The organism is Desertivirga xinjiangensis (assembly GCF_024436435.1).
Classification (GTDB): domain Bacteria; phylum Bacteroidota; class Bacteroidia; order Sphingobacteriales; family Sphingobacteriaceae; genus Desertivirga; species Desertivirga xinjiangensis.
Window position 1 is genome coordinate 38,892 of sequence record NZ_JAFMZP010000005.1, and the last position, 26,553, is coordinate 65,444.

Genomic DNA, 26,553 nt, shown 5'->3' on the forward strand with positions numbered 1-26,553 from the left:
TTTATCTCAATCTATATTAAACAAAAAAAGCGAACAAACCTGTTCGCTTTTTTTGTTTATTTTCTTTGATTAAGCAGCGTTTACGCGGAGGTCAGAATCTTTAATGAAAAGTTTCCCGGCATCTACACGTACTTTGGGGAGCTTTACCAACCAGTCGTTTTCCTGGTCACGGTAGCCTAAAGGAAGCAGGATGACGCTTTTTAAGCCAAGTGCTTCCAGCCCCAGCAGCTTATCCAGGGCTGCAGCATCAAATCCCTCCATCGGCGTAGCATCTACCTGTTCTGCAGCTGCAGCAATTAGAGCTGTGCCCAACGCGATATAGGCCTGCCTTGCAGCCCAGTTAAAGTTTTGTTCTTCAGGAGCTGCACTTAAATTTTCACCATAGGTGCGCATGGTTTTTAGAGAATCCAGGCTTACATTTCGAACTTCGGCAATTCTTTCAACAAATTCTTCCACTCTTTTTGGTGTTATTTTGTTCCATGCCGCAAATACCAGCAGGTGCGAGGCCTCTGTTATCTGCGGCTGGTTGTTTGCAATCGTTTTGATTTGTTCACGTATCTGCTCGTCGCGGATCACCAGTACATTATAGGGCTGCATGCCGATAGAAGAGGCCGAAAGTTGTATACTTTCTAAAATGTTATTTAATTTTTGTTCTGCAATTTGTTCGCCGTTCATGCGCTTTGTTGCATATCTCCAGTTTAAGATTGATTTAAGATCCATACTTTTATTTACTTAGTTACTTTTAATAACTCAAATTTATTTAGTAACTTAGTACTAAACAATAAGGCACTATTTAATTACTCAGTTGTATGGAAGTAACTATTGGAAAAGGAGAAGCCAGAGCCACACGGGAAAAAGTAAACAGTCATTTTTCTGACGGAAAGAAGACATTTAACTGCCCTATTACCAACGTTCTGGACCGTATCAGTGATAAGTGGTCGATTCACGCGATAATAACGCTTGGGAAGGCTGATAAGCTCAGATTTAATGAGCTTATGAAGAGTATTCATGGTATTAGTCAGAGGATGCTTACGGTTACTTTACGGAACCTGGAACAAGACGGTATTGTAACCCGTAAGATATTTCCCGAGATTCCTCCCAGAGTTGAATACCAGTTAACAGACCTTGGCCGGAGTCTTTTATTTCAATTGATCCAGCTTTCTGAATGGGCGACCAGTAATATGGACGAAATCTTTGCTGCCAGGGAAAAGTTTGGAAATACAAATTCAAGTTTGCCTGGCAGGTAGTTACTGCTTATACTTGTTCATTCTTATAAATCATTTAGATGAAGATATACACCAAAACCGGTGACAGCGGTGAAACGTCGTTAATAGGAGGAAGGCGTGTTCCAAAATACGACCTTCGGATTGAGAGTTATGGAACAATAGATGAGCTCAACTCTTACATTGGTTTAATAAGAGATCAGGACATTGAAGCAGATGTTAAAGCCGTTTTGAAAGAAATTCAGGACCGGCTCTTTACAATAGGATCGGTGCTGGCTACTGATCCCGAAAAGTCGCGCCTTAAAATTTCGGGTTTGATTGATGCTGATATTGTATTGCTTGAAACGGAGATAGATGCTATGGTGTCTAAGCTTCCGGAGTTGCGGCATTTTATTTTGCCTGGAGGAGATACGGTTGTTTCTTATTGTCACCTGGCCAGATGCGTGTGCCGCCGGGCTGAGAGGATTGTGGTGCATTTATCAGACAGCAGTTTTGTGGATGAAAAAGTTGTGGTATATCTTAACCGTTTGAGCGATTATCTTTTTGTACTCGCCAGGCACTTGTGTGCTTACAAAGGAATTGAGGAGAATAAGTGGGTTGCCAGGTCATAAGCCTGTTTTAGGGGATTGTTAGACAAAAATCAAAATCTATATTATTCAAAAAATATTTTAAATTCTTATAATTTTTATTATACTTTTGCGACAAAATTTTGAAGCTTAAACTTTAAAAAATATGTATTGGACCTTAGAATTAGCATCGCACCTGGAAGACGCTCCATGGCCTGCAACAAAAGATGAGTTAATCGATTATGCTATCCGTTCAGGAGCTCCTGTTGAAGTGATAGAAAATTTACAGGCGTTGGAAGATGACGGCGAGCCCTACGAGAATATTGAGGAGATCTGGCCCGATTATCCAACCAAAGATGATTTCTTCTTTAATGAAGACGAATACTAAAAGCTCTGTCCCTGTACAGGGCTTTTTTTTATAGGGCAACTCCTAGTCGCACGCGGCACGCGTGCCGCGTGTGCTATAAAGCGGCTTTTTTCATTATTCTGTAAAGTCCTCTGTTCACTATTGGCTATTATATTGTACAGATAATTAAAAATAAGTACCTAAAAGTGCTGTTTCGGAACGGTTTTCCATAGTTTGCCGCTTGGCTTGCTTTTTGTATCGGTAGTATCAGTTGAATATATCAATCTAAAACTAAAATATAATACTATGGGAAATCTACTTTATTTAATCGCAGTTGTCCTGGTAATAATCTGGGCTGTGAGTTTTTTCGGAGGATATGCAAGCGGAGGAATCATCCATATTCTATTAGTGATTGCAATTGTTGCAGTGCTATTAAGAGTTATAAGAGGAGCTGTTTAGTTCCCTGAGAATAATTAATAAATAAAAAGATCCGGTTCGCCGGATTTTTTTATTTATTAATTATCTACCGGACTTTAGAAAAAGCGATGCAATCTCAAGATCTTCCCGGAACGTAATTTTTATATTTCTGAGGTCTCCATACACAGTAGATACCTTGAAACCCGCTTTCTCCACCACAGAGGCATCGTCAGTGAATTCGCCGGAAAAGCTTTGCTGATAAGCTTTTTTTAAGATTCCGGACTTAAATATTTGGGGCGTCTGTACAATCAGGATTTCGTCACGATTCAATGCCACGGTGTTGTTGTTTACTTTTCTTCGCAATGAATCGCGACTACCTACTACCGGAATGGCGGATTCATGTTCTTCCGCGTGCCGGTAACATCGGGAGATCAGATCATCTGATATGATTGGACGGACTGCGTCATGTACAGCTGTTACAGACTCTTCGCTGATTTGAGACAATGCATTTTTCACGGATTCAAAACGCTGACTTCCTCCCGGAATAATTTTATGAGGTATGTCAAATGAATGCGTCGTGCAGAGTTCTGTCCAGAGAGAGTTATACGATTGATTTAATGCTAAAATGATCTCCGGTTGCATGGATGACTCGTGAAAGGCCCTGATGGTATGCATCAGTACGGGAAGTCCGTCCAGCAGTAGAAATTGCTTAGGAGTGGAAGTTTCCATTCGACTCCCGGAACCGCCGGCGACTATTATGGCGTAGTATTTCATTCACCTGGTAAAAAGAAGGGATAGGACCGGAGATCAGTTTTGATCTGATCTCCGGTTTTGGGCGGTAAGCCCGAATAAATTAGATGATCAGCATTGCATCGCCATAACTGTAAAAGCGGTATTTTTCTTTTACAGCTATTTCGTAAGCATTCATAACATTTTCATAACCTCCGAAAGCACATATCATCATCAACAAGGTCGATTCTGGTGTGTGAAAGTTGGTGATCATGCTGTTTGCTATACTGAAATCGTATGGCGGGAATATGAACTTGCTGGTCCAGTCGTTTGCGGCCTTAAGTGTTCTATTGGCAGAAACGGCCGATTCGATAGCTCTCATGCTGGTAGTGCCAACTGCACAAATACGTCTTTTTTCTTCAATAGCACGATTAACCAGGTCTGCGTCTTTCTGTTCGATAATGAATTGCTCAGAATCCATCTTATGTTTAGTCAGATCCTCTACCTCTACGGCGCGGAAGGTACCTAAACCGACATGAAGGGTTACTTCGGCAAAATCCACACCTTTAAGCTCAAGGCGTTTCATTAATTCGCGACTGAAATGCAAACCAGCCGTTGGAGCAGCAACAGCACCTTCGTTTTTAGCAAAAATGGTTTGATAGCGTTCCTTGTCCTCAGGAGTCGCTTTTCTTTTGATATATTTGGGGAGTGGTGTTTCTCCGAGAATTTCGATGTTTCTGCGGAATTCTTCTTCTGAACCATCAAAAAGGAAACGAATTGTACGGCCGCGTGAAGTAGTATTATCCACAACTTCAGCAACCAAAAGATCGTCTTCTCCGAAATAAAGTTTGTTACCCACGCGGATCTTACGTGCCGGATCAACCAGCACATCCCATAACCGTAATTCTTTATTTAGTTCTCTTAAGAGAAATACTTCAATAGTTGCGCCGGTTTTTTCCTTATTGCCGTACATCCTGGCAGGAAATACCTTTGTGTTATTCAGAATCATCACGTCCTTCTCATCAAAATAACCTAAGACATCTTTAAAGATTTTATGTTCAATGGCACCGGTTTTACGGTCAAGTACCATTAAACGGGCTTCATCACGCTGATCGGCAGGTGTATGTGCAATCAAAGAATCAGGTAAATTGAATTTGAACTGCGATAACTTCATAAGATTATAACAAAATTTTAGGGCGCAAAGTTAGTGAAAATTAATTCTATTTTGTTAACGATTCATCTTATCAAAGATATTTTCAGCAGAATATGCGAGTATTAATAATCGATTTCTCCACTATACTTAAGCACTATTAGTGCCAGGGGAGGAAGTGTAAGGCAAAAGGAATGGCTTTTCTGATGTTTTGGAATTGGGAACGTCTCAATTGGCCCCCGGTTTAATACATCACTTCCGCCATACTTAAGATCATCAGAGTTAAACACCTCGGTATACATGCCCAGTTTAGGCGCGCCGACCCGGTAATTAGTTTTTACCAAAGGGGTGAAGTTCGCGACGAAAAGAAGCTGCTCGTCAGGATCCTTTCCTTTTCTTATCCAGCTGATCACACTGTTAAAAGAATCATTGATATCTACCCACTCAAAGCCTTTATCGCTAAAGTTTTCATCATAAAGAGCAGGTTCGCTTTTGTAAAGTTCGTTAAGGTCTTTTAATAATCTCTGAACACCATAATGGCATGGATGCTCATTTTCATGCCAGTCGAGGCTAAAGTCATGCTGCCATTCATGGCGCTGCCCAAAATCGCCTCCCATGAAAATCAGCTTCGCACCGGGATGCCCGTACATATAGCTGTAAAGTAAACGGAGATTAGCAAATTGTTTCCACTCATCGCCGGGCATTTTGTTGATCAGCGAGTGTTTTCCATACACTACTTCATCATGAGAAAGAGGGAGTGTGAACTTCTCAGAGAAAGCATAAACCATACTGAATGTTATCTCGCCCTGATGATAGCTTCTGTATATGGGGTCCTTCTGGAAATAGCTTAGCGTATCGTGCATCCAGCCCATCATCCATTTCATGTCAAAACCCAAACCGCCCATCGCAGTGGGATGAGTTACCCCCGGCCATGCTGTTGATTCTTCGGCAATAGTGATCACTTCGGGATGAAAGTCATGTACGGCCGCATTAAACTCTTTTAAAAAACTAATGGCTTCCAGATTTTCTCTTCCTCCATAGATATTGGGGATCCATTCTCCTTCTTTTCGCGAATAATCAAGGTATAACATTGAAGCTACCGCATCTACGCGCAGACCGTCTATATGGAACTTATCCAGCCAGTACAAAGCGTTTGATATAAGGAATGCCCGTACCTCATTTCGGCCAAAGTCGAAGATATTACTCTTCCAGTCAGGATGAAAACCTTTACGGGGATCGGCGTACTCATAAAGATGGGTGCCATCAAAGTACCCCAGGCCATGCTCATCTGTAGGAAAGTGGGAGGGAACCCAGTCAAGTATTACACCAATACCTGCTTTATGTAATTCGTTCACCAGGTACATAAAGTCTTGTGCTGTGCCGAATCGACTTGAAGGTGCAAAGTAGCCGGTCAGTTGATAACCCCAGGATCCGTAAAAAGGATGTTCCATGACAGGCATAAACTCAATGTGGGTAAAGCCCATATGACTGCAATAGTGAGGCAGTTCTTCTGCCAGCTCACGATAGCTTAAAAAATCGCCGCTTGCATTGCGCTTCCATGAGCCTATATGGACTTCATATATGGATATCGGTTTACCGAGCGCATGTTTTGACGATCGCTCGCTGAGCCAGGCTGAATCATCCCACTGGAAATCGATATCCCATACAACCGTTGCTGTTGCCGGCGGCGCTTCCCATCTAAAAGCATATGGATCGCCCTTTTCCACACAATAACCATTGTGGGATTCAATATAGTATTTATAGACCTCACCCCTTGTTATATGAGGAATAAACACTTCCCATATTCCCGAGCCGTCCCATCTTATATTCATGGGATGGGTTCTTTTATCCCAACCATTAAAGTTTCCAATAACAGACACAGACCTGGCGTTTGGTGCCCATACTGCAAAGTAGATGCCCTGAGTGCCATTTTTTTCAAGCCGGTGACTTCCAAGTTTATTGTATAAATGATAATGTTTGCCGGCTTTAAACAGCTCTATATCAAAATCAGAAAACAGGGAGAAATGATCTGCTGTTGTCAGCGATGTGTTTTCTATATTTTCTTCAAAAGGTAGCAAATCTGATTTTTTGTATCCCATAATATGTTCGTGTGATTATAGATCACTTGTAATGCTGTTTTTTTCCATTATCGTTTTTATACCGCGGATAGGGATGATCACCCAGTCGGGCCTGTTGTTTAGCTCATAGTTTAATTCGTACACGGCCTTTTCCAGTAAAAAGGTATCCATTAAAACGTCCAGACTTTCTTTGTCCTTAGGAATTATCCTGGTGCCTTTTACCGTTTCCAGGTAGGCTTTCATGAAAAATCCGCTCATGTAGTGGTACCATTGTTCTGCATAAGGGATCAACTTTTCTGTATCCTCCTTGCTGATCTTGTCATCCAGGAATAATCCGGCATAGGCGGCGTAATGCAGTGAACGTACCATACCGGCCACATCCCTGAGAGCCGAGCGTTTTAGTCGCCTTTCGCTGTAGGCTTTTGCTGGTTCTCCCTCAAAATCAAGGATAACAAAGTCTTTCCCTGTTAACAATACCTGGCCCAGGTGGTAGTCGCCGTGCACCCTGATCTTGAGCACATCGATCTTTTTACGATATATTCTTCTGAAAACTTCCAGGATATCACTTTTCATACTCAGAATTTCAGTAGCTTCCTGTTTTACCTGCGGCTGTAGCTTGCTTGTATTACGAACCTGATTCTGAAATGCGGCCCTGACAAGCGACTGCAGGGAAGAATACAGTGACCGTTGGTAGTGCAATGAATATTCTTCAGGGCGGAACTCAGGTAAATCGTCACCCGATGCCAGAGCAATATGCATTTCGCCAGTACGGATGCCCAGCAATCTGATCCTTTCCGCCAGTGACGCATCTATGAGGGTTTTTATTTCTTCCGGAGCATCCTCGTAGTCTACCGGATTGGTTAAAGAACCCTGTAGTGGTGACTTAGGAGCTTCTACTCTCGTTCCCGACAGAATATTTTCGTAGAAGTCGTTAAGTCTCTCTATCATGTATGCCCAGGCGTCACCACTATTTTCAATCATCTCCTGTACCATGCCAAGCACCATACTGCCGCGGCCGAACTCCCATTTTACAGATCCGAGGTAAGTGGGAATGTGTTCGAACCTGGCATGTTTGCTCAGGAAGTGATTTATTTCGAGATCGGGATTAATGGCAGTATCGACCTTCCGGTAGATCTTCAGGAAAAACTTGTTGTCAAAACTTATGGCTGTATTACTTTGCTCAACGGAGATCACTTTGGGTTTGATCTTATCGTGTTCAGCAAAATAGTTCTTCATTAATTTATTGCCTGAGAACTGGATCTCGCCGTCTTTTAAATCTATATTCTGATTGTTTGTAATCCGGTTAAACAGAACCATCTGATATTCTTCGCCATACAATGCATCATATAATACACCTTCTTCCGGCGTTCCGTTTTGTCCATCTAATTGTACACGGGCCAGAACAGATTGAGGGTAGTTTTCCTTAAGTGTCTGAACATTAGCTCCGCTGGCAAAACTTACAGGTAGATGGTAAATTTCGGGCAAGCCACTCTGATAGTGCAGTTCTATCAATAGTACGAGTGCCGGATTTTCAGACAGAGGGATAAAAGCATGATTAATGATCTGGATACTTTCGATCAGACGCCCTTTACCTCCAAACCAGCGCACTTTCATGAGGTATTGCTGCAGCACTGTCTTTTCAAGGCTAGTAACGGCTTGCCTTGATACAATATCTTTCCACTTGCTGAGTTGAACAAGAGGCAGATCCTTATGTTCTCCAATCTCAGGGAAGCTTTTCTCCAGAATAAACCATTGACAATCATAGGGGCTTAGGGTAAAAAAGTAAGGCGTATCCTCTTTAATTGCAGGGTACTTGTTCTTACTAAAGATCTCTACCGGAAGATAGCCTTTAAAAGCATTAAGGTCAAGCTCGGCAGGCTGGGCGTATCGCGACAGGTTTACAATTACAAGAACTGTTTCATCCTGATAAGTCCTGGTAAAGGACAGTACTTTTGAGTTTTCAGCCTGGATAAATTTCATATCGCCTCGGCTGAAGGCTTTATACTGCTTACGTGTATTAATTATTCGTTTTGTCCACCAAAGCAAGGAGCTGGTATTTCGCCGCTGTATATCAACGTTAACTGATTCGTAGTGGTAAGAAGGATCCAATATAACAGGCAGATAAAGCCGGTGCGGATTTGCCTCAGAGAAGCCAGCATTTCTATCTGAGGACCATTGCATTGGCGTACGAACTCCGTCACGGTCTCCTAAATAGAAGTTATCGCCCATCCCGATTTCATCTCCGTAATAGATGACAGGGGTTCCCGGGAATGAAAACAAAAGGTAGTTTAATAACTCTATTTTTTTACGGCTGTTATCCATTAGGGGTGCAAGGCGGTGCCTGATACCCAGGTTAATGCGCGCTTTCGGATCTTTCACATACACCTTATACATGTAATCGCGCTCCTCATCAGTAACCATTTCAAGGGTAAGTTCGTCGTGGTTGCGCAGAAACATTGCCCATTGACAGGTCTCGGGGATTGTCGGGGTTTGTTCAAAGATGTCAGTAAGAGGATAGCGGTCCTCCATTTGTAAGGACATGAACATCCGCGGCATCACCGGGAAGTGATAATTCATATGACATTCGTCGCCGTCGCCAAAGTAAGCTGCCGAATCTTCAGGCCACATATTTGCCTCTGCGAGCAAAAGAGTTCCAGGGAAGTTGTCATCTACATGTTTCCTGAGTTTTTTCAAATACTCGTGGGTCTCTGGCAAGTTTTCGCAATTGGTGCCTTCCCGCTCAAACAAGTATGGAACAGCATCAAGACGGAAGCCGTCAACGCCCATTTTGCACCAGTAGTCTATTATTTTAAAAACTTCCTGCTGAACCAGGGGATTATCATAGTTCAAATCTGGCTGGTGATGAAAAAAGCGATGCCAGTAATATTGCTGGGCTACAGGATCCCAGGTCCAGTTTGAGCCTTCGTAATCCTGAAATATGATCCGCACTTCATTAAATTGATTAGGATCGTCAGTCCATACATAAAAATCCCTGTAGGGTGAACCTTTTGGAGCCTTTCTGGCCCTTTGGAACCAGGGATGCTGATCAGAAGTATGGTTAATGACCAGCTCGGTTATTACTTTGAGGTTCCGGTTATGAGCCTCCCGCAGGAACTGTTTGAATTCCTTTAAATCACCATAAGATGGATTTATGCTGTAGTAGTCGGCAATATCGTAACCATCGTCCTTTAAAGGCGATGGATAAAAGGGAAGGAGCCAGATTGCGGTTACACCCAGGTTTTGCAGATAATCGAGTCTTTCCAGTAAGCCCTTGAAATCGCCAATTCCGTCGCAGTTTCCGTCGCGGAAGGCTTTTATATGAAGTTCATAAATAACTGCATCTTTATACCAATGAAGTTTATCGTCTATTTGATTGTGGTTATCGGGCATGTGAATATGGTTAATAATTAAATTAACAGGTCTGATGTTTCTTGTTGCTGCTCTATTTTAAACACATGAACGGGCATCTCGTATGGATTTAATTCCACATAGTTCCATTCATTTTGCCAGTGATACCGGCTGCCACTGAGCAGGTCATGTACGATATAAGGCTTATCCGGATCAATGCCGAGATTTGAAATGGGGATCTTTACATAGGCGCCCTGTGTGTTAAACAGATCCAGGTTTGCAGCCATGATAAGTGTATTGCTGTTCTTTTTATCATTTTTAGTGTAGCAGATGATCTGCTCATTTGTGGTTTCTGCCAGACCGATATTCCAGGTAGAATGAAAAGCAGTATTTTGTTTACGTATCTTATTGATACGGGTGATTATCTCCCTTATCCTGGTGTACTGATCCCAATCCCAGTGTCTGACCTCGTATTTTTCATTATCGATATATTCTTCTTTTCCCGGACGAGGCTCATTTAATCCAAACTCATAAACGGGTCCATACAGTCCATAATTCGAAGAAAGAGTGGCAGCTAAGAGAACGCGTAAAATATGAGCGTTTTCGCCCCCATAGGTCAGCAATGGTGGTAAGATATCGGGGGTATTCGGCCAAAAGTTGGGTCTGAAATAATAACGCTGGTCAGTGTTCGTCAGTTCGTTGATATATTCTTCCAGTTCGTGTTTTGTATTGCGCCAGGTATAATAAGTGTACGATTGGTTGAATCCGTTTTTAGCCAGTCGTTCCATAATACGGGGACGAGTGAATGCTTCGGCCAGGAATATGATATCCGGTCGCTTGGCACGAACTTCTTTGATCATCCATTCCCAGAATGGAAATGCTTTGGTATGCGGATTATCGACCCTGAAGATGTTTATACCCTGTTCGATCCAATAGTCAATTACACTCTTTAATTCCTGCCAAAGATTTTCCCAATCCTCTGTTTCAAAGTTTATGGGTAGAATATCTTCGTATTTCTTAGGCGGATTCTCTGCATACTGAACAGAGCCATCGGGCCGCCATTTGAACCATTGGGGATGCTCTTTAACATAAGGGTGGTCGGGAGCGCATTGATACGCAATGTCCATAGCTACATCAATCCCATAATTTTTAGCTTCCTCAATAAGGTTTTTAAAGTCCTGCAATGATCCCAGTTCTGGGTGGATATCTTTGTGTCCCCCAAGACGATTACCTATTGCCCATGGAGAGCCCGGTTCTCCAGGTTCAGCTACCAGGGAATTATTTTTTCCCTTCCTGTTTATCTCTCCAATCGGATGAATGGGAGGGAGATAGAGGACGTCGAAGCCCATTTTTGCAATCCTGGGTAGCAGGGCCTTTACATCGTTGAAAGTACCATGTTTATTAGCTTCCTTAGAAGCCGACCTTGGAAATAACTCATACCAGGTGCTAAAACCAGCTTTCTTTCTTTCCACTTCGATGGTAAACTCTGGGGAAATGGTATCAAGAGAGGTGTCCCGGTTTCTGTACATGAGCTCAGACAGCTCATTACTTGTGGAAATATTCACCAAATTGTCTGGATCATCCTTGAGTGACTTAAACTGATCGATGTATTTCACCAGCAAAGTTTGATCAGCTTTCGGTGACTTTGACGCCGTCTTTTCAACCATCTCCAGTCCAATCAAAAATTCTACCGAGATGTCCTGACCTGCGTCGTGTTTTTTAATGAGTCCCTTTTGCCAGGTTGTAAAATGGTCGATCCATGCCCGGATGCTGAAGGTATGCAAGCCAAGATCCTCTGGCTCAAATGTGCCCTCCCAGTAATCATTAGCCAGATGTTTAAGTGGAATATGTACCGGTGACTGACCCGCTTTATGGATATCGGCTGCAGCGGCAACTTCATCGTGACCATCCCCAAAGATACTTGCCGAGATTGTTATGATCTCGTGTATAGCAGATCTTGCCGGATATTGACCGTTTTCAACTGAGGGCTTTACATTCGTGATTATTGCTCTTTTCCTACCATTTTCGTTCATGCGCAGATGATTTTGCAGGTAAATTTTCATTCACCTAATTATAGGTTCATTGCAAAAACTGCATAGTGCGGCCAAAAGTTTTTATAAAATGATATTATAGTGAAGCCTTGTGTGGACGAATGTTTTACAAAAGTATACAAACTACTTATCTGGAATGTCAGGTAATGTTCTGATAATCAGGTGTTCGTTAGTTTTCTTGACTTTTTAGAATGTGTCATTCGAAAATCTTTTTTATAAAAGATAGAAAATTGGATCTTTTAAAGTGTACCTTTATATTAATTAATAATAATATAATGCAACAAGGAACAGTAAAATTTTTTAATGAAACTAAAGGTTTCGGATTTATTATCCCTTCAACAGGTGGTAGCGAAATCTTCGTTCATTCTTCAGGTCTTATCGATAACATTCGTGAGAATGATACCGTAACTTACGATGTTGAGCAAGGTAGAAAAGGCTTAAATGCAGTAAATGTGAAAGTTAGCTAAGAAAACTAGTATCATAAATTGTAGGCATCCATCATTTGATGGATGCTTTTTTTTTAGGCAGATTTTTCTCTCCTGTTACTACTCTCTGTCATTAAAAAAGTTCTATATTTTAAAAACTATTCGGCATTTATATTGTATCATTTGAAGAAATATACCATGCTTTTACACAGCTTCTGCCCAATTTTCTCTTTGAGGGAAAAAAAATGTTTTTGTGTACTTGTAGTGTGGTTTTATTTATTAATTTTACAATAATTAAATCTATTGATTGTCAAGTTCTTATTAAAGTAAGTTATATTTTATTGAAATGCTACAGAAAACATACGTAAAAAGTAAAGATCTTTGGAAAGTAAAGTTCACTTTCAAACATGATAGTGCTGAAACAGTAGAGATACTGGGTCTTAATAGTGATTGGGAGAACTCGATTCCGCTCAGCAAAAAAAAGGATGGTTCTTTCTCAACAGAAATAACCCTTCCAAAAAATAGTCAGCATGAATTTAAATATCGTGTAAATAAAACGGAGTGGATGGAAGAGCCAGAAGCTGACGATCAGAATGTTAACGCTTTTGGTAGCACTAATAGTGTTTTGATCCTTAACTAAAGAGATTCGCGGATTACGGTTAAAAATACAAAAAGCGGCACTTCTGTGGCCGCTTTTTGTATTTTAATGAGAATCATAGATAACCACTTTCTCAAAAAGCCCCCTGAACTCATCAAGAAAGGCTTTATGTATTGGATGTTCCTGATACACATCATGTCCTGCCAGGTCATCGAATAAGGTTAGCAAAGAAAAGGTATAAGTGGTGTCTACTACAGCCCTGCTGATCGGCGCCGGGGTTCCGATATAAATTGATTTAATAGTTTCTACTCCCTGAAGGGACTCTAGACCTCCTCGGAACGCTTCTTTTTGTTCTTCGGAAGTATCGGCTTTAAGCCAGAATAAAACGTGATGAGTAAGCATACTTATTGAATTTTGTGAATGCGGCAAATATAGAGAAGTATATGCAAAGGATCTAAATTAAACCTTTTTACATTTAGCTTGTCTGTTATTATTAAAGAGAAAATATTAAGCATAAATTATTTGGCATTATTTTTTCAGTAGAATATAAAAATTAAACACACACACACACATAAACACTATTAGGCTTATGAAACGGATAATGATAGCTTTTGCAGTTGCCTCAATATTTGCGGCATGCAACAACAACACAAAAACAAACAGTCAGGAAGTTTCAGCGCGCGATTCGGTTAAGATGCTGCAATATTCAATGAAGGCAATGCGCGATAGTTTGAAGATTGACAGTTTACAACGTGTTGCGGAAAATGCAAAACTGCAACAACAGCAAGCTGCAGCACAAAGGGTAGCCTATTCTGCTGCACCGAAAAGACAAACCTACGTTAAAGGAGTGTCTGAATCATACTACTATACTCCAACACCTGTACAACAAAAAAAGAAAGGCTGGAGTTCGGCAGCTAAAGGAGCTGTAATCGGAGCTGGTGCAGGTGCTGTTACCGGGGTACTTGTTGACAAAAAGGATGGACGTGGTGCCGTAATCGGGGGTCTGTTGGGAGCAGGTACCGGTTATGTGATCGGTCGTTCTAAGGATAAGAAGACAGGAAGAGCGCAATAATAATTCTGATTTACGATAAAAAAGGCGCTGTGAGAACCTCACAGCGCCTTTTTTATGAATTGATTTGTCTACAACTCCTGGAGAGGCGCCTCAACTTCATCCTGCAGAGCTGCGCTCATGCACGTTTATATTACCACTTAAATTCCCAGGGTTGTTTCCTCTGTTTCTTCTTCCACACCGGCACCTTTGTTAGCACCTCTAAGTTTTTCCCCGGCCCACTCCCCGATTCTTGAGCGGGTGGTTTTTCCGTCATCAGAGGTTAGCAAGATTGCTGCTATTGCACCCGTTGCCGCCCCGGCCAGTAAAGCTAAAATGATCTTCTGGTTTTTCATCAATTAAATCTTCAGTTCTGCAAATATATACTTTCAACCGTATCAAAAAGAGTACAAAATTCTAACAAAGTAAAACGAACTGTCAACTGTTTCTAAGTAGAGTACAATAAAAGCGAAAAGATATCGTTTCTTAACTGATGACCAATTCATTAAAAAATAGCGTAACGAAACCATTGCATGCAGCGCACGCTGTTGCCGTTAGTTATTGTAGGTCAGTTTTTTCCCGCATCGAGCTACGCAAGTCATTTCTTAAAGCGAGCAAGGACTTTATCAAGTAGGCCCCAACCATCTTTTTTGCGTTGGGGCACTCATAAAACGATCTGTTTTATTAGCCTGAAATTATTAACAAACAATATGTTGCCGGTTTATTCTGGCAGCGTTTTATCGTTTTTTATACCGTCAAGTGACGATTAACCATTAATATTTAAACGCACTTAAATCTAGATTATGAAACAAGAACAATTAATTATTCTAAAAAAAGAGCTCGAATTACTAAAGACGCATTTGATGCGCAGCAATCTTTCTGATTTCAATAAAAATAAACTCCTGGATGAATTAAAATCTGCACAGGTTAAAAAGGAGTCTGAATTACCAGACGATGTTGTTTGCCTGGACGCTAAGGTAGAGATAGAAGAGACTAAAACCGGGCAAAAGTTTGTTTTCCAGATCGTCTTACCCTCTGATGCTAACATTAAAGCAAATAAAGTTTCAGTGTTTGCTCCAATAGGCGTTGCTCTGCTTGGTTATCGCACAGGGGCGCTGGTGCAATGGGAGATGCCAAATGGCTTGAAGAACTTTAAGATCTTAAAGGTCACCCATAGCGCGCAAGAGGAAGCGGTCAATTAATGCCTGCCAGAATGCTAAGCAAACCGGTTAATCTTTTCATGATTAAAGAATAAGAAATGAAGCAACCAACTATTATTTTAACTGAACAGGATTTTAATTTATTAATGCGTTATTTCCTTAATGGCGGTCTTTCATCTATAAATAAAAGACGTCTATACAGCGAACTAATGGGGGCGAGGATCGTAGCAAAGGATTGTTTGCCCTTAAATGTTGTTTGCCGGAACTCAAAAGTGGTTGTTTGGAACGTAAATAAAAATCACACGTTCAGTGTACAGGTTGACATTCCGGAACTGGTTCCGGAAGGCGCCACCGAAACCGCTTTGCCTATAGGCCTCGCCTTGCTGGGTTATCCAACTGGGGCGATTACCGAATGGGAGATGCCGGACGGGATAAACACATTTAAGATCATATCTGTTGGACAGGATTCCATGCTTTCTACCAGGGATACCAGCGAACTTCAGGATCATTAAAAGATCAAACGCCTAAAAAGATTGTTTTAGGCGTTTGATCTTTTAAATAGAATCCAGGGCCTTTCGATGCAAAACAGGCTCCCGCATACGTTTGAATTGCGAAGGTGTCAGCCCTGTTACTTTCTTAAATTGTGTGGATAAGTGCTGAACGCTGCTGTATTCCAATAAAAACGCTATTTCACTAAGATTTTTTTCATCATAGATGAGCAGTTCTTTCGTCTTCTCAATTTTTTGGCGAATGATATATTGCTCAATTGTGATACCCTCTACAGAAGAGAATAAGCTGCTTAAATTATTGTAATCCTGATGCAGTTGTTCTGCTATATAGTCAGACCAGTTCACCTTTAAGTCCAGACGGTCGTGGTGATGAACTTTGTCAATGATCAGGCTTTTTATCTTTTCGACAACCCTCGATACATTAGAATCTAGCATCTCGAAACCCAGATCTTTTAAACCTTTGGTCAGCGCCGATTTTATATCTTCAGATATGTTTTCTTCACTGATGGTTGCGATGCCAAGCTGTATATTCACAGGATTTAAGCCATGCTTGTGCAATTCTGAATCAACTGCACTGATACAACGTCTGCAAACCATATTTTTAATGTGAAAGTCCATTTTAATATTTCTTAAGAATCTAGATTAACCGTACTTTATATGTAAGGTCCAATTTATAATTTTCTTAAATATTTAGGTCATTAGTTTTGATCAAGTGCTTTTATTTTTGCTGTTAACAAAGTTACCAATAGTCCGAAGCAACCGATCACTGCATATGAATACCGTAAGTTTGATAAAGCTGAGATATACCCAATTAGAGGGGGGCCCATTAAAAAACCAAAATAACTAACACTCGATACCATAGCCAGTGCCATTCCGGCTGAAACTTTTTTGTTTTTTCCGGCAACACTGTAAAGTGTGGGTACGATACTGGATACTCCCAGACCGACCATCATAAAACCAATTGTGGCAGGTATAAGGTAAGGAAAAATTACAGAAATAAACATGCCTGTAAACATAACCATACCGCTGAACTGCATAGTCCTTTTTCGGCCAAATTTCAAAATTACGCTGTCGCCTATAAATCGTCCAACAGCCATCATGATCATAAACGAGGCATATCCTATTACTACCAGGGTAGAAGGAGTTTGAACGACTTCTTTAAAATATACACCGCTCCAGTCGAACATGGCGCCTTCAGTTGCCATGCTGCAAAACCCGATGATCCCCAGCTGGAGCAGGGAGCCTTCTGGTTTAACAAAAAAACTGGATCTTGACGCATTACTACTGTTGCCTTTGCCCGGCACCAGGTACTTATAGTTTAAAAAAACATTTAACCAAATGATGAGTGCAATAATCCAGAAATGAAGATAGGGCGAGAGATGCAGGTTGATCATTAACAGGCCCAGGAGTGCTCCCGTAAAACCAGCAATACTCCAGGCTCCGTGGAAGGAGGTCATAATCGGTCGTGTAAACAATTTCTCAGCTTCCACACCTTGTGTATTAACCGAAATATTACACATGTTGCCAATAATGCCGAAAAGGAATAGACAGGCTGCTAACTGCCAGGCCGAGCCTGCCAGCCCCAGATTACTTAGCGCCAGCACATACAAAGGCGCCGTCACTGTGAGTACCTGCCGGCTGCCAAAGCGGGTAACTAACCGGCCCGATATAGGCATAGTGCATAATTGGCCAAGCGGAAGTGCCAGCAGTATACTGCCCAGTACAGCGTCGGTAAGACCCAAATTATGTTTGATATCCGGAATCCGGCTTGCCCAGGAGGCAAAACTTAAACCTTGTCCAAAATAAAACAAGGAAACCGCCAACCGTATTCTGTTGGGACTGATTTCTTTGATTAGGGAAGTATTTTCGATTGCAGCCGGGAGCTGCTCATTTGATAGTGCCACGTATAAACAGGTAATGGATAAATATTTTGATAATGTTCACCAAAGGTCTTCAAATTCGATGCAAGATCGAGACCAGAAATACATTTTTTACCCTTAGCTGTTAATAGTGTCAACTTAACACAATGGAAGCTACCTGTGATCTGTATAAGCAAGAGCCTGAATACTCTCTTCCAGTATTGTTATCTCGTCAGTGTTCAATATAGAGGTATCAAAAGCTCCCAGAGCATCTGATAGCTGAGCGCTTGTTCTGATTCCCACAAGGGCAACTTGTACAGCCGGCTGATGTAAAACATAACGAAGAGCAGTCTGAGCCGGACTTCTATGCAAGCCGGATACGGCCATTATAGCTCGTGCAGCTTTGCCTACCTCTTCCGCAGAGTATGAAAGATAATTTTTTGGTTCTTTGCCCGTCAGTAAGCCTTGTGCAAGGCTGCCCCTGGCAATCATCCCGATCTCATGCTCTTTAAGCAAGGCTGTGATGCTCTCGTCCGGCCGTCGGTCTAACAGGCTGTACTGCATCATTACGCTGGCGATCCTGGAGTGTTCTACATAGCTTCTGATCACATTTGGCCGAATGGAAGAAATACCATAATATCTTATCTTACCTTCTCGCTTTAGTTTTTCAAATGTTTCGACGATTTCATCGGCCGGATCTTCTACTGTTCCCCCATGTAATTGATACAGGTCTATATAATCTGTTCTTAAGCGCTTCAGGCTTTGTTCCACAGCTCCGGTGATGTAAGCCCCGGAAGGACTCCAGTCCCAGCCACTTCCGTCGGCCCGCCATCGGTTCCCGACCTTGGTAGCTAAAATTACATCCTTACGGCGCGTATGTAGTGCCTGTCCTACACGTATTTCATTTTCGCCCTTCTCATAAAGATCTGCTGTGTCGAAAAAGTTAACTCCCTTGTCTAAAGCTTGTGTAATCAGGCTTTCGGATTCTTTTTGATCTGCAGGCAATGACATACATCCAAAACCAAAACGACTAACTTTTAATTGTGACTTTCCAAGGTAGATGTATTCCATGTTCTTTTTGATGTTTAGTTGTTTTTCATCATTTTCAAGACCTCATCCAGGTATATAAGGATATCGACCGAAACGCCGTTTTGTTTGACGCTGGCTCTCTTTTTGCCCAATCTTACCACAATCATGTTCTGGGAGGGTATAACAAAAAGATATTGACCAGCCAAACCTCTGGCATGATTAACCTGTACTCCGCCCCGATGTATTAACCACCAGCTATAACCATAATAGTCTGTTAAATTGCCACGCTGATCAGGTAAACCCACAGGAACAAATGAGGCTTGCATATAGGCTGAGTCAATCAGCTGTTCCCCGTTATACTTTCCGTTTTGTAATACCAGCTTCCCAATTTTAGCAAGATCACGTGCATTGGTATAAAAGCAGCAATACGCTTTTTCAACCCCCTCTACGTGATCGAGGCTCCATTCTGCAGCGCTTTCTACGCCTAATTTCTCCCATAATTTTTCAGAAGCATAATCACTTAAAGTCCTGCCTGTTGCCTGCGATAAAAGCATTCCGAGGACCTGCGTGTCTCCACTTTTATAGCGACTTACAGTTCCCGGCGTTTCAATGACCTTCAGTTTTCCAACAAGTCCCTTAAGATCAGTGCCATAATATGCTTCTGTAGTATAATTGAAAGGACTGCTGTAGCTTTCCATGAAATCAAGCCCTGAAGTCATTTGCAAAAGGTGTTTGATGGTAATCTTCGATTTCTCGGACTCCTTAAATTCGGGTAAGAAATCAGACACAGGCTGATTAACAGATCTGATATGCCCGTCTTTAATTGCTGCTCCGACAAGAAGACTTACAATGCTTTTTGTAATGGAAAAGGGATTAGATAGGGTAGAATCCGTATATCCATCCCAATATTCTTCGTGAACGAGAGAGTCATTTTTTATGATCAGAAAAGCTACTGACTCCGTTTCTAAGAGAGTTTTTCGCAAGGTATCCGAAAGGGGTGCTTTGTTGTATTTCGTAGCGCGAGGCCATGCTACATTGTTCTTTCCCTGTTTAACTTCACGTGTAGGAAAGATATTAATATCGTCGATATCTGCCTGCCGGTGAAGCAGTGCTTTATAGATATAGGTTGTACCAGTTAAATAAATCAGGATGCAAGCCAGGAGTAACACAAGCAGTATCGTAGTAAATAAGCTGAACCTGAATGGACGTTGTCTCATAAGAAAAAATGGTTTCGCAAAAATAGCAAAATCCGCTCACCATTTAGGATAAGCGGATTTGGCGCAGTTTTACAAGATTACTCTACTGTCCTTTCAATAGACTCCACTAAAGAAGCTCCAAAATAGCCAACAACGTCAAGAGCGCCTTCGCTGGTTTTTTTAACATTGGTTCTGGCATTACTAAAAGGTGTGGCAAACAGCTGGCCATTCTGCAACTGGGTTCTGATATCCGTCCAGAAAAGATACGCCTCTTCTGTTAATGACCAGATTTCTACTTTAACCACATCGCTCTTTTGAAAAGGATCGTTCACCGCTAGTTCTGTATCTCCGATATAATTACCATCCACAAGCTCATCGTCAGACAGGTTGAAGTCGTTTTTCTTGTTAAGATATACGCCATTTTTGTACAAGCGGATCTGCATAAAATCGCCTTTACCCTCGATTTCCTGGCCGTGAAAGAGTGGATAGTAGCCTGCTTTTTCATACATCACAGACTCCTCTTCATATTTGAAAGTCAGGGAGTCCGGCTTTCCTGATTGTCTTTTAACAGGAGCAAGGGCCTGGTACTTACCCTCAGACGACTCAATTGTCAAAGTATAAACTCTGCGCTCAACAGCCCTGGTAGTAGCGATCTCATATTTTCCGGGACTCACTTCCTGCAAGATTTCCTGGTTGTTTTGATCATCGCTGAGGATAAGTTTAGCATTTGTTAAATTGCTGAAACCCGAATTGTCAGAAAGCGCACCGGTATAATAAAGCTTTACATAGTGGTTTTGCGGCCGGTTGGTCAGCCAGCCTTCCACTACCAGGGTTTTTTTGCCTTTTTCAAGATCTACATCAATTACATCTTCACAGGATGCAAGCGTTAACAGAAGGGCAGACGCAATAAGGAGATTGAATATTTTAAAGTATTTCATGATAGTTAAAATTTAAAGTTCCAGGTAACAGAAGGTATTACAGTGCCAAATACAGAAAAACGTACAGCTTCCAGATTGGCACTGTTATCTTCGTTCTGACGCATATATACAGAGAATGGATTTTTACGATTAGTAGCATTGTATAAGGATACTACCCATTCGCTGGTAAACTTCCTTCCGGGAATGACTTTCCGTTTAAACGTAGCCGACAGGTCCAGGCGGTGGAAAGAGGGTATGCGATAATTGTTACGGACTTCTTCTGAGCTATACTGAACCGGTATACCTTCAAACTCGAACTTGCTGTCGGGCATGGTGGTAGGAGTGCCCGACGCGAAGTTATAGGTTCCTGAAAGCGTAATGCGAGGTTTCAGTTGATAAATTCCAACCAATGAAACAACATGTGTCTTGTCATGCCTTACCGGGTAATAATCTTTGAACAATTCTGTCTTTCGTTCAGCCCTGCTGAGGGTGTAGCTTAGCCAGCCGTTAAAGCGTCCCTCGTTTTTGCGCACCAGGAATTCGGCACCATAAGCGCGGCCCTTACCAAATACCATTACTCCCGGAAGATTATCATTAAGCAAGGTTTGCGCGTTATTGATAAAATCCAGCTGGTTCTGCAGTTTCCGGTAATAAAGTTCTGCCGAAACTTCGTATTTATTGTTCTTAAAGTTTCTGAAATAGCCGGCCGAAACCTGGTCCGCAAGCTCCGGCTTCACATTGTATGAGCTCGGTGCCCATATATCCAGGGGACTTGAGGAAATGGTATTGGAAATTAAATGGAGGTTTTGCGCAGTGCGGCTGTATGAAGCCTTCACCGAGGAGTTTTCGCTCGTCTGCAGCTTCAACGACAGTCTTGGTTGCAAATTATGGTACATTTTTATGGTATTCCAGTCGTCGAAATTCTTTGGATTGACAGGCTTTTTCTCTAAGCCAGTTTCCCCTTCATAATCGTATACCGTGGTGTTACCGCTGGCAAGGCTCTGAAACAAAGAGTAGCGCAGGCCGTATTCTACACTGAAAGCATCAGACAAAGCCAGTTCATGATCAGCATAAAGGTTGTATTCGGCAGCCCGTTCCGCTTTCATTTTAATGGGGTTAAAAATGGATACCTCACTGCCAGGCTCAGCCGTTCCCGGACTGAATTCATGTAAGGCAGCGTCTAGTCCGAAGTAAACCGTACTTTTTGAATTTATATACCAGTTGTAGCTGTTTTTCAGGGAATAATCTATGATTCCCGCTTTCCAGGTAAAACTTGTAGCAGGGTCATTCATCACACCCAGTTCATATTTGTAATCCGAATAAATAAAACTGGTATTTGAAAAGAGCTTCGGATTAAATACATGATTCCAGCGTACTGTACCTGTTCCGTTTCCCCATTGCATTCCAAAGCTTTTCGCAATACTCATATCATCTTTTCCAAAATAACCTGATAAATACAGTCGGTCTTTCTCTGACAGCGTAAAGTTCAGTTTTGCACTCAGGTCATAAAAATAGATCGAATTGTCCCTGATATCGCGGTCTGAGGATTGTTTGGTGAACAAATCGGTATAAGATCTTCTGCCACTCACGATCACCGAGCTTTTATCTTTTTCAATAGGGCCTTCGACGGTGAAGCGGCTGGCAATTAAACCGAGTCCGCCAGTTCCGCTCCATTTTTTATTGTTGCCATCCTTCATCCTGGTATCCAAAACAGAGGATAGCCGGCCTCCAAAACGCGCGGGCATATCGGATTTGTACAAGGATGCATCCCTCATGGCGTCCGGATTGGTAACTGAAAACAAGTTGAAAAGGTGAGAGGTGAAGTATAGTGGTGCTTCATCCAATAATACGAGATTTTGATCTACGCCACCACCACGCACATTAAATCCCGAAGCGCCTTCACCTACAGTACTAACGCCTGGCATTAATTGGAAAGACTTGATCACATCTGGTTCTCCAAGCATCGGCGGAAGTTGTTTGATCTGATTGACGGAAAGTGCCGTAACGGTGATGGGTTTGCGCACGTTGTCGCTGCCTTTACGCGATGAGCTAACTACAACTTCGTTCATTTGTTTGGATGCAGAGCCGAGCTGTACACTGATCACCGTGTCCTTTGTTATCCTGACGAGTTTTTCCTGAGTTTCATAACCCACATATGAATAGCTCAGCGTGTAGCTTCCAGGGTTAAGGCTTATTGAATAAAAGCCGTAATTGTTAGATGATGCTTTAATTATAGTGTTTTTAACGATAATGGCAGCTCCGGGGAGTATTTCACCATTGGAAGCGTCTTTCAGGTAACCGCTGATAGTCACCTTCTTTTGAGCAAAGGTTTCCTGTTGCAGAAGCAGGCCCAGCGCGAGTGTGATAAAAAGTCTAATTGTGTTCATTGCAAAGTTTGGATATTGTATCTGTTTAGCGTGTACATGCCTTAGATATTGGTGTAATCTGAATGTTACTATCATTTGAGTAAAATATCTTTACCGGTATGACATTCGTTTTTAGATATACCCCTACGCTCCCGTAAAAAAAACACTTCTTTATTTATGGATGAGAAGCGTAAATCCTTACCTTCACTAAACCTCAGAAACCTGGTAATTCTGATTCACCTTTTTATTAACGATCTGACTTACCTGGTAAACGAAGAATATGCAGAGAACAATCACCACAGATACCACGATGCCCAGAATATCATAATGCTCGAGCGGGCTCGAAGGAGTTTTCTGGCTTACCAGTAAGCCCGCACAAACTGCGGCTATACCGCCAGCCATTTGCTGAAGTGAAGAATTAATACTCATAAAAGCGCCGCGGTCCTTCATCTCCGGTACGCTGGTAGTGAGAGTTGTGGCTGGAATCATGCGGCTCATAATTCCCATAAAAAGGATCATATTGATCACAACGATCTCCCATAAAGGAGTAGCAGATAAATTGGTATAGATCACAATCATGATGATCGCCAGTACAGATCCCCCGGTAAACAATTTAAACTTATCTATACGGTCGCTCAGTTTCCCAATTATGGGCATGATAATGATCGAAGCGATCCCTGTGAACATAAAGACCAATGGTAATTGCCCTGCAGTGATCTTAATGTTGTTAATTAAATACGCACTGCCGAAAGGCATCAGCATAAATCCACCTACCGACAATAGTGCTGTAGCAGTAAAAGCCGTAAGATATGATCTGTTTGACAAGGTGTGCATAAAGTGAAGCATTGCACTCTTCTCAGACTTAATAGAAAGATGCCCGTCGATGGGTTTAACCTTAAACAGGATAACCACGAAAATGAAAATTGCCAGTATTACTATCATTAAAAATGACGAATGCCATCCCCATAAATTGGCGAGGTAGATCCCGATTGGAATACCCATAACCTGGCTTGCAGCAAATGCCATTTGTATGAAACCCATCACTCTTCCCCGCTGATTAATTGCAAAGAGGTCGGTTACGATGGCCAGTGAAATGGAACCTATAACACCGCCGAAGAGCCCGGTGACCACCCTGGCAGCTAAAAGCATGTGGTAGGAGTTGGCCAGAGCGCAGAATAAAGTTCCGAGTATGAAGCCGCTGTAAAAGAATAACAGCAGTTTTTTACGGTCGAACTTGTCGGCAAAACCTGCAGCTAAAATTCCGGAAGCACCGGCACTAAAGGCATAGGAAGATACTACCAATCCGAAGCCAGAAGGGCTTATACTAAGTGATTTCATCAGCACGTCCCCGAGAGGAGAAAGTACCATGAAGTCCAGAATCACTGTAAATTGAAGCAAAGAAAGTAAAGCGACTAAGAGTTTTTGGTAAGAGGAAAAGGCAGGAGCGATATGTTGATTATTGTCCATGATCTTATTAGTGTTATTTTATTCAAGTTCGCTACACGCGTATCCTAGTTTATTTAGGATTGTGATAATATCCTGTTCTGGCAATTGTGTCACAATTCTCAATACCCGGTCGATATCTTCGGTATCTATGTTCCATTCTATGATGGACGTGATGGTGTCAAACCGCTCTTTCACTATACTGCAATCGGCTTTGGTACAGATATTAGTTTTAAAAACCAGGATATTAATTGGACTGGGATTCATGATGATGTATTTAAATGATAAGTTTAGAGTTTGATCATTTTTCCAGGGCATTTGTTACAAGTTCAAAGGTCTGCCATAGAATTTCTTCCGTCATGGTAAATTTCCGTCTGCCGATATCTTTACCTCCGATATGAAAACGGATAAGGTTATAACTTCACACTCTTTGAGATACGTCATCTTGTAGCCTTTTGTAGGTTCTTCGAACCGATAAAATACTTTTCAAACCCCGTCACCTAAACCCTCATATAGTCAGGAACCCAGTTTTTTATAGCATCCTTTATCTGAGCAGGATTCAAATCTTCCGCTATGCTTCTTTGAACTAATCCTTCCAGCTCTTCATTTGAAGCAAAACGTAAAGCGGCTAGTTGTCCGAAGGAAAGCTGGTTTTCAATATTTTCCAGTTTTTTGCCTGTAAGCTGATAGTATCTCAGGCGCATTTCCAGGCGAACAATCCGGTTCTGATTGTTCAGCGCATAATGTTGACGAAGCATAAACGATAGCCAGCCCAGGATAAAGAACACAGCGGCTAGGAGCAGAAATTCGATCCTCTTATCCGGATGCTCAAAACTTAGCCAGGCACTTACGGCCGTGAGTACGATAACAACAGGATAAAACACAAAATGGTGTGGGTAATAAAAGCGAATATGGTTAGTCTTGTTCTGAGTCTCCATTTTTATATTTTAGCTGCAAAAGTAGATAATATTTCACGCCTTAAATATTTAACTAATTTTACGGCAAAGATTTGCTCCTAAGAGAAAGATACATGTCTGAAAACAATTCTATACGGCTAAATAAATACATAAGTGAGAGTGGTATATGCTCAAGGCGGGAGGCTGACCGCTATATAGAGCGAGGCAATGTCTTTATCAATGGTAAAAGGGCTAAAATCGGGGATCAGGTATTTCCAGGCGACAGAGTTATGGTGAACGGGAATAACATCGAACCACGGGACGAGGAGGATTTTATACTGATCGCATTCAACAAGCCTGTTGGTATAACAACCACCACTGAAGCCGGCGTAAGGGATAATATAGTCGACTATGTAAACCACAGCGACAGGATCTTTCCTATTGGACGTCTGGATAAAGACTCTCAGGGCCTGATCTTTCTGACGAATAATGGTGATATCGTCAATAAGATATTACGTGCCGGTAATAAGCATGAAAAAGAATACCTGGTAACGGTTGATAAACCCATAACAGAGCAGTTTATTGAATCGATGTCATCGGGAGTTCCTATCCTCGGAGTAATGACCCGTAAATGCAGGGTGTCGAAAGAAAGTACTTTTGTTTTTAAGATCATTCTGATGCAGGGTTTGAACCGGCAGATCCGGAGAATGTGTGAGCATTTTGACTATGAAGTAGTAAAGCTCGAACGAACCCGGATAATGAATGTCAGCCTAAAGGGGCTGCCTATAGGCGAATGGCGGGAACTAACCGAAGAGGAGCGCTCCGAAATCCTCAGAGCTGTAAAGGATTCTAGTTCTGATCATCATAAAGTAAAGAAAACAAAGAACGAGGTTTTCAAAGGTGATAACAAAAATGAACCTAAACATAGGAACAATCCGGATAAACGCTTTAGTGGCGGTTTACACGGCACTGCTTCAAAAGATCAGCACAGAAGCAAAAGGGGAGGAGAGCGGCATTCTTCCGGTGCGTCGGCTTCGGGGCCTTCCAGAAAAACCGGGAAATCAGCATCGGGAGGCAAAAGCGGCGGCAGACCGAAAGGTAGGCAAAGGTAAACACCTCGTATGCGCTTTACGCAACAGGAAACCCATGGTTTAGATTAATTGAAATTAAGAAAACCAGATTTTTTCCATGCAGCTGAA

At 41.9% G+C, this 26,553-nt stretch carries 27 protein-coding genes; 10 read left to right on the top strand and 17 right to left on the bottom strand.

Going from position 1 to position 26,553, the window contains the following annotated elements:
* Positions 1-69: 69 nt before the first annotated feature.
* The gene (locus J3P37_RS14410; protein ID WP_256012053.1) at positions 70-720 is read right to left on the bottom strand and encodes an NAD(P)H-dependent oxidoreductase; all 651 of its coding nucleotides are present in this window, start codon (positions 718-720) and stop codon (positions 70-72) included.
* 89 nt (positions 721-809) lie between these two features.
* Here J3P37_RS14410 and J3P37_RS14415 point away from each other — a divergent pair, with 89 nt between their 5' ends.
* From J3P37_RS14415 to J3P37_RS14430, 4 genes are all read left to right on the top strand, one after another.
* Complete coding sequence (locus tag J3P37_RS14415) at positions 810-1,247, top strand: winged helix-turn-helix transcriptional regulator (protein ID WP_256012054.1); 438 nt, start codon at positions 810-812, stop codon at positions 1,245-1,247.
* 38 nt (positions 1,248-1,285) lie between these two features.
* Entirely contained in the window at positions 1,286-1,834 is a 549-nt protein-coding gene (locus J3P37_RS14420) for a cob(I)yrinic acid a,c-diamide adenosyltransferase (RefSeq protein ID WP_256012055.1), read from the top strand.
* 121 nt (positions 1,835-1,955) lie between these two features.
* Positions 1,956-2,177, top strand: a complete 222-nt coding sequence (locus tag J3P37_RS14425; RefSeq protein WP_002996718.1) for a DUF2795 domain-containing protein — start codon at positions 1,956-1,958, stop codon at positions 2,175-2,177.
* Between the two features lie 264 nt (positions 2,178-2,441).
* Positions 2,442-2,594 (top strand): lmo0937 family membrane protein, encoded by a 153-nt coding sequence (locus tag J3P37_RS14430; RefSeq protein ID WP_207423692.1) that lies wholly within the window; start codon positions 2,442-2,444, stop codon positions 2,592-2,594.
* Positions 2,595-2,654: 60 nt separating this feature from the next.
* Here the strand turns inward: J3P37_RS14430 and J3P37_RS14435 are convergent, their stop codons facing one another.
* The 5 genes from J3P37_RS14435 to J3P37_RS14455 form a co-directional block, all read right to left on the bottom strand.
* Positions 2,655-3,326, bottom strand: coding sequence for a 2-C-methyl-D-erythritol 4-phosphate cytidylyltransferase (locus J3P37_RS14435; RefSeq protein WP_256012056.1), 672 nt, complete (start codon positions 3,324-3,326; stop codon positions 2,655-2,657).
* Between the two features lie 79 nt (positions 3,327-3,405).
* On the bottom strand, positions 3,406-4,455 hold the full coding sequence (queA, locus tag J3P37_RS14440) for a tRNA preQ1(34) S-adenosylmethionine ribosyltransferase-isomerase QueA (RefSeq protein ID WP_256012057.1): 1,050 nt from the start codon (positions 4,453-4,455) through the stop codon (positions 3,406-3,408).
* Between the two features lie 101 nt (positions 4,456-4,556).
* Positions 4,557-6,530, bottom strand: a complete 1,974-nt coding sequence (glgB, locus tag J3P37_RS14445; protein WP_256012058.1) for a 1,4-alpha-glucan branching protein GlgB — start codon at positions 6,528-6,530, stop codon at positions 4,557-4,559.
* Between the two features lie 15 nt (positions 6,531-6,545).
* Positions 6,546-9,899, bottom strand: coding sequence for a maltose alpha-D-glucosyltransferase (gene treS / locus J3P37_RS14450; protein ID WP_256012059.1), 3,354 nt, complete (start codon positions 9,897-9,899; stop codon positions 6,546-6,548).
* Between the two features lie 17 nt (positions 9,900-9,916).
* Positions 9,917-11,920 (bottom strand): alpha-1,4-glucan--maltose-1-phosphate maltosyltransferase, encoded by a 2,004-nt coding sequence (locus tag J3P37_RS14455; RefSeq protein ID WP_256012060.1) that lies wholly within the window; start codon positions 11,918-11,920, stop codon positions 9,917-9,919.
* 263 nt (positions 11,921-12,183) lie between these two features.
* Here J3P37_RS14455 and J3P37_RS14460 point away from each other — a divergent pair, with 263 nt between their 5' ends.
* Positions 12,184-12,375 (top strand): cold-shock protein, encoded by a 192-nt coding sequence (locus J3P37_RS14460; protein WP_256012061.1) that lies wholly within the window; start codon positions 12,184-12,186, stop codon positions 12,373-12,375.
* Positions 12,376-12,679: 304 nt separating this feature from the next.
* Positions 12,680-12,973 carry an isoamylase early set domain-containing protein gene (locus J3P37_RS14465; RefSeq protein ID WP_256012062.1) on the top strand — a complete coding sequence of 98 codons (294 nt, stop codon included), beginning with the start codon at positions 12,680-12,682 and terminating at the stop codon, positions 12,971-12,973.
* 63 nt (positions 12,974-13,036) lie between these two features.
* Here J3P37_RS14465 and J3P37_RS14470 read toward each other — a convergent pair whose 3' ends face one another.
* On the bottom strand, positions 13,037-13,333 hold the full coding sequence (locus J3P37_RS14470; protein WP_256012063.1) for a Dabb family protein: 297 nt from the start codon (positions 13,331-13,333) through the stop codon (positions 13,037-13,039).
* Positions 13,334-13,520: 187 nt separating this feature from the next.
* Between J3P37_RS14470 and J3P37_RS14475 the strand changes: the two genes are divergently transcribed.
* Complete coding sequence (locus J3P37_RS14475) at positions 13,521-14,003, top strand: YMGG-like glycine zipper-containing protein (RefSeq protein WP_256012064.1); 483 nt, start codon at positions 13,521-13,523, stop codon at positions 14,001-14,003.
* A gap of 137 nt (positions 14,004-14,140) precedes the next feature.
* Here the strand turns inward: J3P37_RS14475 and J3P37_RS14480 are convergent, their stop codons facing one another.
* Positions 14,141-14,335: a hypothetical protein gene (locus tag J3P37_RS14480; RefSeq protein WP_256012065.1), complete on the bottom strand. Its 195-nt coding sequence runs from the start codon at positions 14,333-14,335 to the stop codon at positions 14,141-14,143.
* 447 nt (positions 14,336-14,782) lie between these two features.
* Between J3P37_RS14480 and J3P37_RS14485 the strand changes: the two genes are divergently transcribed.
* Positions 14,783-15,181, top strand: a complete 399-nt coding sequence (locus J3P37_RS14485) for a GreA/GreB family elongation factor (protein ID WP_256012066.1) — start codon at positions 14,783-14,785, stop codon at positions 15,179-15,181.
* 56 nt (positions 15,182-15,237) lie between these two features.
* A complete protein-coding gene (locus tag J3P37_RS14490) occupies positions 15,238-15,651 on the top strand; it encodes a GreA/GreB family elongation factor (RefSeq protein WP_256012067.1) in 414 nt (137 codons plus the stop codon).
* A 42-nt stretch (positions 15,652-15,693) separates the two neighbouring features.
* Here the strand turns inward: J3P37_RS14490 and J3P37_RS14495 are convergent, their stop codons facing one another.
* The 9 genes from J3P37_RS14495 to J3P37_RS14535 all read right to left on the bottom strand — a co-directional run bounded on the left by J3P37_RS14495 (position 15,694) and on the right by J3P37_RS14535 (position 25,396).
* Complete coding sequence (locus J3P37_RS14495) at positions 15,694-16,266, bottom strand: helix-turn-helix domain-containing protein (RefSeq protein ID WP_256012068.1); 573 nt, start codon at positions 16,264-16,266, stop codon at positions 15,694-15,696.
* 80 nt (positions 16,267-16,346) lie between these two features.
* Positions 16,347-17,552, bottom strand: a complete 1,206-nt coding sequence (locus J3P37_RS14500; RefSeq protein ID WP_256012069.1) for an MFS transporter — start codon at positions 17,550-17,552, stop codon at positions 16,347-16,349.
* Positions 17,553-17,681: 129 nt separating this feature from the next.
* Complete coding sequence (locus J3P37_RS14505; protein WP_256012070.1) at positions 17,682-18,578, bottom strand: aldo/keto reductase; 897 nt, start codon at positions 18,576-18,578, stop codon at positions 17,682-17,684.
* Positions 18,579-18,592: 14 nt separating this feature from the next.
* A complete protein-coding gene (locus tag J3P37_RS14510) occupies positions 18,593-19,753 on the bottom strand; it encodes a serine hydrolase domain-containing protein (protein WP_256012071.1) in 1,161 nt (386 codons plus the stop codon).
* A 77-nt stretch (positions 19,754-19,830) separates the two neighbouring features.
* The gene (locus tag J3P37_RS14515; protein WP_256012072.1) at positions 19,831-20,670 is read right to left on the bottom strand and encodes a DUF4249 domain-containing protein; all 840 of its coding nucleotides are present in this window, start codon (positions 20,668-20,670) and stop codon (positions 19,831-19,833) included.
* A gap of 5 nt (positions 20,671-20,675) precedes the next feature.
* Positions 20,676-23,036, bottom strand: a complete 2,361-nt coding sequence (locus J3P37_RS14520) for a TonB-dependent receptor (protein WP_256012073.1) — start codon at positions 23,034-23,036, stop codon at positions 20,676-20,678.
* Positions 23,037-23,222: 186 nt separating this feature from the next.
* The gene (locus tag J3P37_RS14525) at positions 23,223-24,482 is read right to left on the bottom strand and encodes an MFS transporter (RefSeq protein WP_256012074.1); all 1,260 of its coding nucleotides are present in this window, start codon (positions 24,480-24,482) and stop codon (positions 23,223-23,225) included.
* An 18-nt stretch (positions 24,483-24,500) separates the two neighbouring features.
* The gene (locus tag J3P37_RS14530) at positions 24,501-24,776 is read right to left on the bottom strand and encodes a hypothetical protein (protein ID WP_256012075.1); all 276 of its coding nucleotides are present in this window, start codon (positions 24,774-24,776) and stop codon (positions 24,501-24,503) included.
* Positions 24,777-24,958: 182 nt separating this feature from the next.
* Positions 24,959-25,396, bottom strand: a complete 438-nt coding sequence (locus J3P37_RS14535) for a DUF6526 family protein (protein ID WP_256012076.1) — start codon at positions 25,394-25,396, stop codon at positions 24,959-24,961.
* 92 nt (positions 25,397-25,488) lie between these two features.
* Between J3P37_RS14535 and rluF the strand changes: the two genes are divergently transcribed.
* Positions 25,489-26,466: a 23S rRNA pseudouridine(2604) synthase RluF gene (rluF, locus tag J3P37_RS14540; protein ID WP_256012077.1), complete on the top strand. Its 978-nt coding sequence runs from the start codon at positions 25,489-25,491 to the stop codon at positions 26,464-26,466.
* Positions 26,467-26,553 lie beyond the last annotated feature (87 nt).

Excerpts from the sequence above, each read along its gene's own strand:
- J3P37_RS14410 (WP_256012053.1), bottom strand. The coding sequence starts at position 720 with ATGGATCTTAAATCAATCTTAAACTGGAGATATGCAACAAAGCGCATG.
- J3P37_RS14415 (WP_256012054.1), top strand. The coding sequence starts at position 810 with ATGGAAGTAACTATTGGAAAAGGAGAAGCCAGAGCCACACGGGAAAAA.
- J3P37_RS14420 (WP_256012055.1), top strand. The coding sequence starts at position 1,286 with ATGAAGATATACACCAAAACCGGTGACAGCGGTGAAACGTCGTTAATA.
- J3P37_RS14425 (WP_002996718.1), top strand. The coding sequence starts at position 1,956 with ATGTATTGGACCTTAGAATTAGCATCGCACCTGGAAGACGCTCCATGG.
- J3P37_RS14430 (WP_207423692.1), top strand. The coding sequence starts at position 2,442 with ATGGGAAATCTACTTTATTTAATCGCAGTTGTCCTGGTAATAATCTGG.
- J3P37_RS14435 (WP_256012056.1), bottom strand. The coding sequence starts at position 3,326 with ATGAAATACTACGCCATAATAGTCGCCGGCGGTTCCGGGAGTCGAATG.
- queA (WP_256012057.1), bottom strand. The coding sequence starts at position 4,455 with ATGAAGTTATCGCAGTTCAAATTCAATTTACCTGATTCTTTGATTGCA.
- glgB (WP_256012058.1), bottom strand. The coding sequence starts at position 6,530 with ATGGGATACAAAAAATCAGATTTGCTACCTTTTGAAGAAAATATAGAA.
- treS (WP_256012059.1), bottom strand. The coding sequence starts at position 9,899 with ATGCCCGATAACCACAATCAAATAGACGATAAACTTCATTGGTATAAA.
- J3P37_RS14455 (WP_256012060.1), bottom strand. The coding sequence starts at position 11,920 with ATGAAAATTTACCTGCAAAATCATCTGCGCATGAACGAAAATGGTAGG.
- J3P37_RS14460 (WP_256012061.1), top strand. The coding sequence starts at position 12,184 with ATGCAACAAGGAACAGTAAAATTTTTTAATGAAACTAAAGGTTTCGGA.
- J3P37_RS14465 (WP_256012062.1), top strand. The coding sequence starts at position 12,680 with ATGCTACAGAAAACATACGTAAAAAGTAAAGATCTTTGGAAAGTAAAG.
- J3P37_RS14470 (WP_256012063.1), bottom strand. The coding sequence starts at position 13,333 with ATGCTTACTCATCACGTTTTATTCTGGCTTAAAGCCGATACTTCCGAA.
- J3P37_RS14475 (WP_256012064.1), top strand. The coding sequence starts at position 13,521 with ATGAAACGGATAATGATAGCTTTTGCAGTTGCCTCAATATTTGCGGCA.
- J3P37_RS14480 (WP_256012065.1), bottom strand. The coding sequence starts at position 14,335 with ATGAAAAACCAGAAGATCATTTTAGCTTTACTGGCCGGGGCGGCAACG.
- J3P37_RS14485 (WP_256012066.1), top strand. The coding sequence starts at position 14,783 with ATGAAACAAGAACAATTAATTATTCTAAAAAAAGAGCTCGAATTACTA.
- J3P37_RS14490 (WP_256012067.1), top strand. The coding sequence starts at position 15,238 with ATGAAGCAACCAACTATTATTTTAACTGAACAGGATTTTAATTTATTA.
- J3P37_RS14495 (WP_256012068.1), bottom strand. The coding sequence starts at position 16,266 with ATGGACTTTCACATTAAAAATATGGTTTGCAGACGTTGTATCAGTGCA.
- J3P37_RS14505 (WP_256012070.1), bottom strand. The coding sequence starts at position 18,578 with ATGGAATACATCTACCTTGGAAAGTCACAATTAAAAGTTAGTCGTTTT.
- J3P37_RS14510 (WP_256012071.1), bottom strand. The coding sequence starts at position 19,753 with ATGAGACAACGTCCATTCAGGTTCAGCTTATTTACTACGATACTGCTT.
- J3P37_RS14515 (WP_256012072.1), bottom strand. The coding sequence starts at position 20,670 with ATGAAATACTTTAAAATATTCAATCTCCTTATTGCGTCTGCCCTTCTG.
- J3P37_RS14520 (WP_256012073.1), bottom strand. The coding sequence starts at position 23,036 with ATGAACACAATTAGACTTTTTATCACACTCGCGCTGGGCCTGCTTCTG.
- J3P37_RS14525 (WP_256012074.1), bottom strand. The coding sequence starts at position 24,482 with ATGGACAATAATCAACATATCGCTCCTGCCTTTTCCTCTTACCAAAAA.
- J3P37_RS14530 (WP_256012075.1), bottom strand. The coding sequence starts at position 24,776 with ATGCCCTGGAAAAATGATCAAACTCTAAACTTATCATTTAAATACATC.
- J3P37_RS14535 (WP_256012076.1), bottom strand. The coding sequence starts at position 25,396 with ATGGAGACTCAGAACAAGACTAACCATATTCGCTTTTATTACCCACAC.
- rluF (WP_256012077.1), top strand. The coding sequence starts at position 25,489 with ATGTCTGAAAACAATTCTATACGGCTAAATAAATACATAAGTGAGAGT.